We start from the raw sequence: 6,442 nt of genomic DNA on the forward strand, positions 1-6,442 counted from the left end.
TGAATGCCCGACCTCGACGACCTGCGCATGGTGCGCGCCCTCGGCCATGCCGGCTCCCTGGCCGGCGCGGCGCGCCTCCTGGATGTCACGCCGCCCGCGCTCACGGTGCGCCTGCGCAAGCTGGAGGAATCGCTCGGCGTGCGCCTGGCCGTGCGCACCGCGCGCGGCATCGCGTTCACCGACGAAGGCCGCCGCCTGCTCGACGAATCCGCCGAACTGCTCGAGCGCTTCGACGCGCTGCGCGAGCGCGTGGCCGGCGAATCGCAGGCGCTGGGCGGGCATCTGCGCGTGGTAGCGCCGTTCGGCTTCGGGCGGTGGCACGTGGCGCGCATCGTGCGCGACCTGCACCAGCAGCACCCGCAACTGGGCATCGCGCTCACCCTCTCCGACAACCCGCTGCGCGAAGCCGCCGCGCACGACGTGGTGGTGCACATCGGCACCGTCAAGGATTTGTCGTGGGTGGGCCACCTGCTGGCGCCCAACGACCGGCTGCTGTGCGCCAGCCCCGGCGTGGCGCGGCGGCTGGAGGACACGCTCACGCACCCCGCCCAGCTCGAACGCCAGGCGTGCCTGTGCCTGAAGGAGAACGACGACGGCCTCGTGCGCTGGCGCTTCCTGTCCGCGCCGGCCGCGGACGGCACGCCGCGCAGGTCCGCCACGGTGCGGGTGGACGGCGCGCTCACCACCAACGACGGTGAAACCATGACCCAGTGGGCGCTGTCGGGGCTGGGCATCATGGCGCGCTCCGAATGGGAGGTGGGCCCGCTCATCGCCAGCGGCCGGCTCGTGCGGCTGCTGCCGCTGTGGCAGATGGAGCCTGCGCCGGTCATGGCGCTCGTGCCCTCGCGCAAGGGCCTGCCCGCCCGCCAGCGCGTCTTCATCGAAGCCGCCAAGGCGGCGCTGCAGCCCGTGCCCTGGCGCGCACAGCGGCAGCGCGGCTGACCGCGCCGTCCGCCAGCGACCGCCTGCCGGTCACGATGGGCCGGCCCGCGATAGATTTGACAAAAAATCCATAAAAATACAAACTGTCCAACATGAAACGACGCACCCCGGAGCAGCGCCTGCTGCTCGAACAGCTCCAGCACATCGCCGCGGGCCTGGGCCAGACCTTCGGCCCGTTCTGCGAGGTCGTCGTGCACGACCTGCTCGACCCGCGCCACGCCATCCTCGCCATCCACAACAACCTGTCGGGGCGCGCCGTGGGCGACCCCGCCACCGAACTGGGCCTGGCGCGCATCCACGATCCGGCGGTGGACCCGGTGATCGCCAACTACCCCAACCGCTTCGCCGACGGCCGGCAGGCCAAGAGCACGTCCATCGGCATCAAGGACTCCACGGGCCGCTACATCGCGGCCCTGTGCATGAACGTGGACCTGACGCTGTTCCAGGGCTTCCAGGCCATGCTGGGCCAGTTCACCGCCCTGCCCGGCGCGGTGCCCGCCACGGAAACCCTCGACCCGGCCGGTGCCGAGGCGCTGCGCGCGCGCATCGACCAGTTCGCCGCGCGGCTGGCCACCACGCCGCGCCAGCTCAAGGCGGCCGACCGGCGCGCGCTGCTGCAGGAGCTGCGCGAGGCCGGCCTGCTCGACATGCGCCGGGCCATGGAAACCATCGCGGCCCACCTCGGTGTGTCGCGCGCATCGGTGTACGGCTATGCCAAGTGACGCCCGCCTGCTCCTCGTCGGCAAGGAGGCCGTCGAACGCCTGCTCGTGCCCGGCGACGTGGCCGACGCCGTGCGCGAAGCCTTCGTGCTGCACAGCCGGCGCGAAGGCCGCGTGTTCCCCGTGGTGCGCGAGGCGCTGCCCACCGGCGGCATCTTCGGCATCAAGTCGGGCGACGTGCCCGTACAGGGCCTGCTCGGCTTCAAGGCCGCGGGCTTCTGGCCCGGCAACCGCGCCGTGGGCGGCGAGCCGCACCAGGCCACCATCCTGCTTTTCGACCCGGCCACGGGCCGGCCGCTCTGCGTGATCGACGGCAACGCCATCACCACCGCGCGCACCGCCGCGGCCGGCGCCGTCGGCCTGCAGGCCCTGGCCCGGCCGGACAGCACCCGCGCCACGGTCTTCGGCACCGGCGTGCAGGCCGCCGCGCAGCTCGATGGCGCGCTGCGCACCCTGCCCGCGCTGCGCCAGGTGCGCTACGCCACGGCCACCGGCGCGGCCGATGCCGCCTTCGAGGCGCGCTTCGCGGGCCGCTGCGATCTTCGCCACACGGCCGATGCCGATGCGGCCGTGGCCGAGAGCGACGTGGTCATCACCGCCACGCCCGGCAGCGGCCCGCTCTTTCGCGCCGACGCCGTGCGCGCCGGCACGCACCTGCTCTGCGTGGGCGCCGACACGCGCGGCAAGCGCGAGCTGCCTGAAGGCCTGCCCGTGCGCGCGCGCATCGCCGCCGTGGACGACATGGCCCAGGCCCGCCAGATCGGCGAAATGCAGTGGGCGCCCGGGCTGCCCTGCGAAGAGATCGGCGACCTGCTCACGGGCAGGGTCGCCTTCACGCGGCAGCCCGAAGACATCACGCTGTTCGACATAACGGGCCTCGCCCTGCAGGACCTCACCGTGGCGCGGCTCGTCTACCGGCAGGCGCTGGCCCAGGGGCTGGGCACCTCCGTCGATTGGCCCTGGTGAGCCGCCGTTCCCTTCCTTTTTCCCTCTCTTCGATGAAAGCCGCTCCATGACCTCCGTTCCCGCCCTGCCCACCTATGACGACGTGGCCGCCGCCGCACAGCGCATCGAAGGCCATGCGCGCAAGACCCCCGTCATGACCTCGCGCACCGTCGACGAGGCCTTCGGCGCCGAGGTGTTCTTCAAGTGCGAGCACCTGCAGCGCATGGGCGCCTTCAAGTTCCGCGGCGCGTTCAACGCGCTCTCGCGCTTCACGCCCGAACAGCGCAAGGCCGGCGTGGTCGCGTTCTCGTCCGGCAACCACGCGCAGGCCATCGCCCTCTCGGCGCGGCTGCTCGGCATCCCCGCCACCATCGTCATGCCCCACGACGCACCCGCCGCCAAGGTCGCCGCCACCCGGGGCTACGGCGGCAACGTGGTGAGCTACGACCGCTACACCGAAGACCGCGAGCAGATCGGCCGCGACCTCGCCGAGCGCCACGGCCTCACCCTCGTGCCGCCCTACGACCACCCCGACGTGATCGCCGGCCAGGGCACGGCCGCCAAGGAACTGTTCGAGGAAACGGGCCCGCTGGATGCCTTCTTCGTCTGCCTGGGCGGCGGCGGCCTGTTGGCCGGATCGGCCCTGGCCACGCGGGCCCTTGCGCCGGACTGCCAGCTCTACGGCGTCGAGCCCGAGGCCGGCAACGACGGCCAGCGCTCCTTGCGCTCCGGCGAGATCGTGCACATCGATACGCCACAGACCATCGCCGACGGCGCGCAGACCCAGCACCTGGGCCAGCTCACCTTCCCCATCATCCGCCGCGACGTGAGCGACATCCTCACGGCCACCGACGCCGAACTGGTGGAGTGCATGGGCTTCCTGGCCACGCGCATGAAGCAGGTCGTGGAGCCCACCGGCTGCCTGGGCTTTGCCGCCGCGCGGCAGAAGCAGGCCGAGCTGAAAGGCCAGCGCATCGGCATCCTGCTGAGTGGCGGCAACGTGGACATGGCGCGCTTCTGCAGCCTGCTGGGGACCACGGCCGCGCATTGATGCAGATCCGCCTCCGCCGGAGGGTCGGATGGCCCGACGTGCCGCCGGGCGATCAAGGAAAAACAAGTGCGCCGGGGTATGTCGTTCAGCGCCGTACCGACCGGCTTGCGCCCTGCCCCTGCGCCACAGCGCCATACGCGCACCAGCCCGGCTTGGGGCTCTTCTTCTGCGGATGCAGCCGGCAGGTCTCGGGCCGCACGTCGTACACCGTGCAGCGCCGCGTGGCGGCATCCAGGAAGTGGCAGTCCCCGCTCGCGCGCCGCGCCATCGTGAACAGCACGTTCTTGTGGTTGAAATGGTCGATCAGCCGCGCCTTCTGCAATCGCTTGGCGATATGCCGCGGCTCCTCGTGCTCGGCCTCGAACGCATCCACCAGCCCGAGGCGCACCAGATCGGAGATCTGGACTTCCAGCGGCATCGTGCAGCAGTTGGCCGCACAGGTCTCGCACAGGCCGGCGCGGTAGCGGGTCCAGGTGGCGGGGTTGTCGATGTCGACGATGGAGATGGGGGAGCGCATGGCGGGGTGGGAGGCAGGTGGACGATTGTCATGCAAGCGCCAAATCTTGATCGAGCACCACAATCCTATAATCGTCGCCTTTAATGCAACAATCGTCGCTCAATGAGCAACAAATCATCCTTGATGGATCTGCTGTTCCCCGCCGCAAGGCAGCGGGTACTGGCTGCGCTGTTGCTGCAGCCGCAGCAGACGTTCCATCTCCGTGAACTGGCGCGGCTCACCGACAGCCATGCGGGCACACTGGCGCGCGAAGTGGACAAGCTCACTGCCACGGGCTTGCTGCTGCGCAGCCAGCAGGGCAACCAAGTGCGCTATCGAGCGAACGCAAGCCACCCGCTGTTCAGTGATCTGGCGTCGATCTTCCGCAAGACGCATGGCGTGGTGCCAGCACTGCGCCTTGCATTAGCACCACTGGCGGACCGGATCCGCATCGCGCTCGTTTTCGGTTCGGTGGCCCGGGGCACTCCATCGCCAGGTAGCGATGTGGATCTGCTGGTGCTGGGTGGCGTGGGGTTTTTGGAACTGGCGCAAGCGTTGTTCCCGCTACATGCAGCACTGGGCCGCGAGGTAAACCCTGTGCTCTACACCCCCGAGGAATTCGCGGCGCGTGCACAAGGCGGCGATGCGTTTGCACGCGACATCCTGGCCAAGCCACAATTGTTCATCCAGGGAGGAGCCGATGAGTTTGCAGAACTTGCTGGCAATCGGGCGGTTGCAGGCCCACCAGCCTGATGCCGCTGGCATCACGAAATTGCTGCAGGCAGCGCGGCGCAATCTGGCCGATGCGCGCATTGCCGAAGTCAGTCCCGACAACCGCTTCGACGCGGCCTACAAATGCATCATGCAATGCGCCATGGTGGGATTGTGGGCCAACGGCTACCGCACCTCGACGAGCCAGCCAGGGCACCATCAGACGGCCATCCAGAGCCTCGGGCTAACGCTGGGCGTAGCGCAGCCCTCCATCATCGTGCTGGATGCTCTGCGCAGGCAACGTAACGTGAGCGACTACGAGGGTGATCCGGTGTCTACTGCCACGCTGCAGGCCTGCGTCGAGCAGGCTGCGCAATTGCTGGCGCACACTGAAAGTTGGTTAGAGGTGCACCGGGCCGATCTCCTGACTGCACCTTGAACACAGCCTATCCGATGGAGTTATTCCAGCGGGTGGTGACGGCCAGCCTGGAGGTGATGAAGATCGTGAAGGCATTGCCCAAGCCATGAGGGAGAGCCAAGACCAGCCTTTTAAAGGGGCGCATCTGGACCAAGAATGGCGATGCCGTAGAACACTTCAAGGTGATGCTTACTCGGTGCCGGGACGGGTCGCGGGTCTCCGATGCGTCAGATCACAGTGACATGGCGGCCCTGCTGGAGGTATACGAATCAGTCCTAGATGCAGGTCAGCCTACCAAGGTTGGAGCAGGTGTGTCGCACTTCGAGCGACGCAAAGACCGGGATCACCCCGGAAATACCTCATGCTTTTTCGTTATGCACACCGACGGAACCAGCACCGACTTCAGCATGCGGCGAGCACTGGACGTTGCCACCGAGAAGGCGCCCTGACAGCAAAACGACCGAGCTGCCTGCTCGATTCGGCCTATGAAGCCGACGGTTGGGTGACCTTAGCTGCAGGCAACTCATCGCGGCATAAGGGCCTCACGAGCGACCGTTCAAATCCGGTTAGGCCAGGGATGTCAGCGGCTCGACGCTTCACCAGCGCGGCGAGTGCCTCATCCAGTGTCTGAGGATTTCCGAGTAACGGAACAATCTGCTCACCGAGCTGCAGCGGCACCCCGTACTCCTCAAGGGCAATGATGACAGGGCTCATAAAAAGCGATTCCATCTGCCCATTGAAAAATGCGTAGTCCCCGGGACGCTTGGAGTGCCGTGCCAGTACCTCACTCTGAATGCGATTCACCGCACTCATTAAGAGCGGCTAACAAAACGGTGCGAGATGGCGAATGCAAATGACGCAGCAAGCCAGAGAAAGCAGCGCGACATGAATATCGATGCGACGTTCGAAGCGAGTGCGCAACTTGCCGAAGGCAGCCAACCAAGCGTGGGTGCGCTCCACCACCCAGCGATGACGCCCGAGCCGGTCATTGCGCTCGATACCACGCCGGGCAATACGCGCCGTGATGCCCAGCTTGCGCAGGTGGGCTCGGCAACGCGCAAAGTCATAGCCCTTGTCGGCATGCAACTTGTGGGGCCAACGTCTGGGCCGGCCACGACAGCCTCTCACCGTGGGCAAGGCATCGACCAGTGGCTCGAAG

9 protein-coding genes are annotated in these 6,442 nt (G+C 67.8%); 7 read left to right on the top strand and 2 right to left on the bottom strand.

Annotated features, from left to right (window positions below; genetic code table 11):
• Nucleotides 1-3: 3 nt before the first annotated feature.
• The 4 genes from BM144_RS10305 (at nucleotide 4) to BM144_RS10320 (ending at nucleotide 3,658) form a co-directional block, all read left to right on the top strand.
• Nucleotides 4-942, top strand: a complete 939-nt coding sequence (locus BM144_RS10305; protein WP_092951799.1) for a LysR family transcriptional regulator — start codon at nucleotides 4-6, stop codon at nucleotides 940-942.
• A 92-nt stretch (nucleotides 943-1,034) separates the two neighbouring features.
• Nucleotides 1,035-1,664 carry a helix-turn-helix transcriptional regulator gene (locus BM144_RS10310; RefSeq protein ID WP_092951801.1) on the top strand — a complete coding sequence of 210 codons (630 nt, stop codon included), beginning with the start codon at nucleotides 1,035-1,037 and terminating at the stop codon, nucleotides 1,662-1,664.
• Complete coding sequence (locus tag BM144_RS10315) at nucleotides 1,654-2,628, top strand: ornithine cyclodeaminase family protein (protein WP_092951803.1); 975 nt, start codon at nucleotides 1,654-1,656, stop codon at nucleotides 2,626-2,628. Before BM144_RS10310 ends, BM144_RS10315 begins: the two co-directional genes overlap by 11 nt.
• A gap of 46 nt (nucleotides 2,629-2,674) precedes the next feature.
• Nucleotides 2,675-3,658, top strand: a complete 984-nt coding sequence (locus BM144_RS10320; RefSeq protein ID WP_092951805.1) for a threo-3-hydroxy-L-aspartate ammonia-lyase — start codon at nucleotides 2,675-2,677, stop codon at nucleotides 3,656-3,658.
• Between the two features lie 85 nt (nucleotides 3,659-3,743).
• Here BM144_RS10320 and BM144_RS10325 read toward each other — a convergent pair whose 3' ends face one another.
• Nucleotides 3,744-4,175 carry a YkgJ family cysteine cluster protein gene (locus BM144_RS10325; RefSeq protein WP_092951807.1) on the bottom strand — a complete coding sequence of 144 codons (432 nt, stop codon included), beginning with the start codon at nucleotides 4,173-4,175 and terminating at the stop codon, nucleotides 3,744-3,746.
• Nucleotides 4,176-4,298: 123 nt separating this feature from the next.
• On the opposite strand from BM144_RS10325, the gene BM144_RS10330 reads away from it, so the two are divergent.
• The 3 genes from BM144_RS10330 (at nucleotide 4,299) to BM144_RS23720 (ending at nucleotide 5,732) form a co-directional block, all read left to right on the top strand.
• On the top strand, nucleotides 4,299-4,907 hold the full coding sequence (locus BM144_RS10330) for a nucleotidyltransferase domain-containing protein (RefSeq protein ID WP_245783615.1): 609 nt from the start codon (nucleotides 4,299-4,301) through the stop codon (nucleotides 4,905-4,907).
• Nucleotides 4,855-5,304 carry a DNA-binding protein gene (locus BM144_RS10335; RefSeq protein ID WP_092951811.1) on the top strand — a complete coding sequence of 150 codons (450 nt, stop codon included), beginning with the start codon at nucleotides 4,855-4,857 and terminating at the stop codon, nucleotides 5,302-5,304. Before BM144_RS10330 ends, BM144_RS10335 begins: the two co-directional genes overlap by 53 nt.
• Nucleotides 5,305-5,468: 164 nt before the next feature.
• Nucleotides 5,469-5,732, top strand: a complete 264-nt coding sequence (locus BM144_RS23720; RefSeq protein ID WP_092951813.1) for a DUF3223 domain-containing protein — start codon at nucleotides 5,469-5,471, stop codon at nucleotides 5,730-5,732.
• Between the two features lie 373 nt (nucleotides 5,733-6,105).
• Here BM144_RS23720 and BM144_RS10350 read toward each other — a convergent pair.
• Nucleotides 6,106-6,442, bottom strand: a 337-nt coding sequence (locus BM144_RS10350) for a transposase (RefSeq protein WP_139225690.1), incomplete at its 5' end; no start/stop codon positions are given.

The sequence above is a fragment of the Paracidovorax konjaci genome (assembly GCF_900112675.1).
GTDB classification, from domain to species: domain Bacteria; phylum Pseudomonadota; class Gammaproteobacteria; order Burkholderiales; family Burkholderiaceae_C; genus Paracidovorax; species Paracidovorax konjaci.

What these genes read in the sequence shown, in the direction of transcription:
- BM144_RS10305 (WP_092951799.1), top strand. Translation starts at nt 4, where the DNA reads ATGCCCGACCTCGACGACCTGCGCATGGTGCGCGCCCTCGGCCATGCC.
- BM144_RS10310 (WP_092951801.1), top strand. Translation starts at nt 1,035, where the DNA reads ATGAAACGACGCACCCCGGAGCAGCGCCTGCTGCTCGAACAGCTCCAG.
- BM144_RS10315 (WP_092951803.1), top strand. Translation starts at nt 1,654, where the DNA reads ATGCCAAGTGACGCCCGCCTGCTCCTCGTCGGCAAGGAGGCCGTCGAA.
- BM144_RS10320 (WP_092951805.1), top strand. Translation starts at nt 2,675, where the DNA reads ATGACCTCCGTTCCCGCCCTGCCCACCTATGACGACGTGGCCGCCGCC.
- BM144_RS10325 (WP_092951807.1), bottom strand. Translation starts at nt 4,175, where the DNA reads ATGCGCTCCCCCATCTCCATCGTCGACATCGACAACCCCGCCACCTGG.
- BM144_RS10330 (WP_245783615.1), top strand. Translation starts at nt 4,299, where the DNA reads ATGGATCTGCTGTTCCCCGCCGCAAGGCAGCGGGTACTGGCTGCGCTG.
- BM144_RS10335 (WP_092951811.1), top strand. Translation starts at nt 4,855, where the DNA reads ATGAGTTTGCAGAACTTGCTGGCAATCGGGCGGTTGCAGGCCCACCAG.
- BM144_RS23720 (WP_092951813.1), top strand. Translation starts at nt 5,469, where the DNA reads ATGCTTACTCGGTGCCGGGACGGGTCGCGGGTCTCCGATGCGTCAGAT.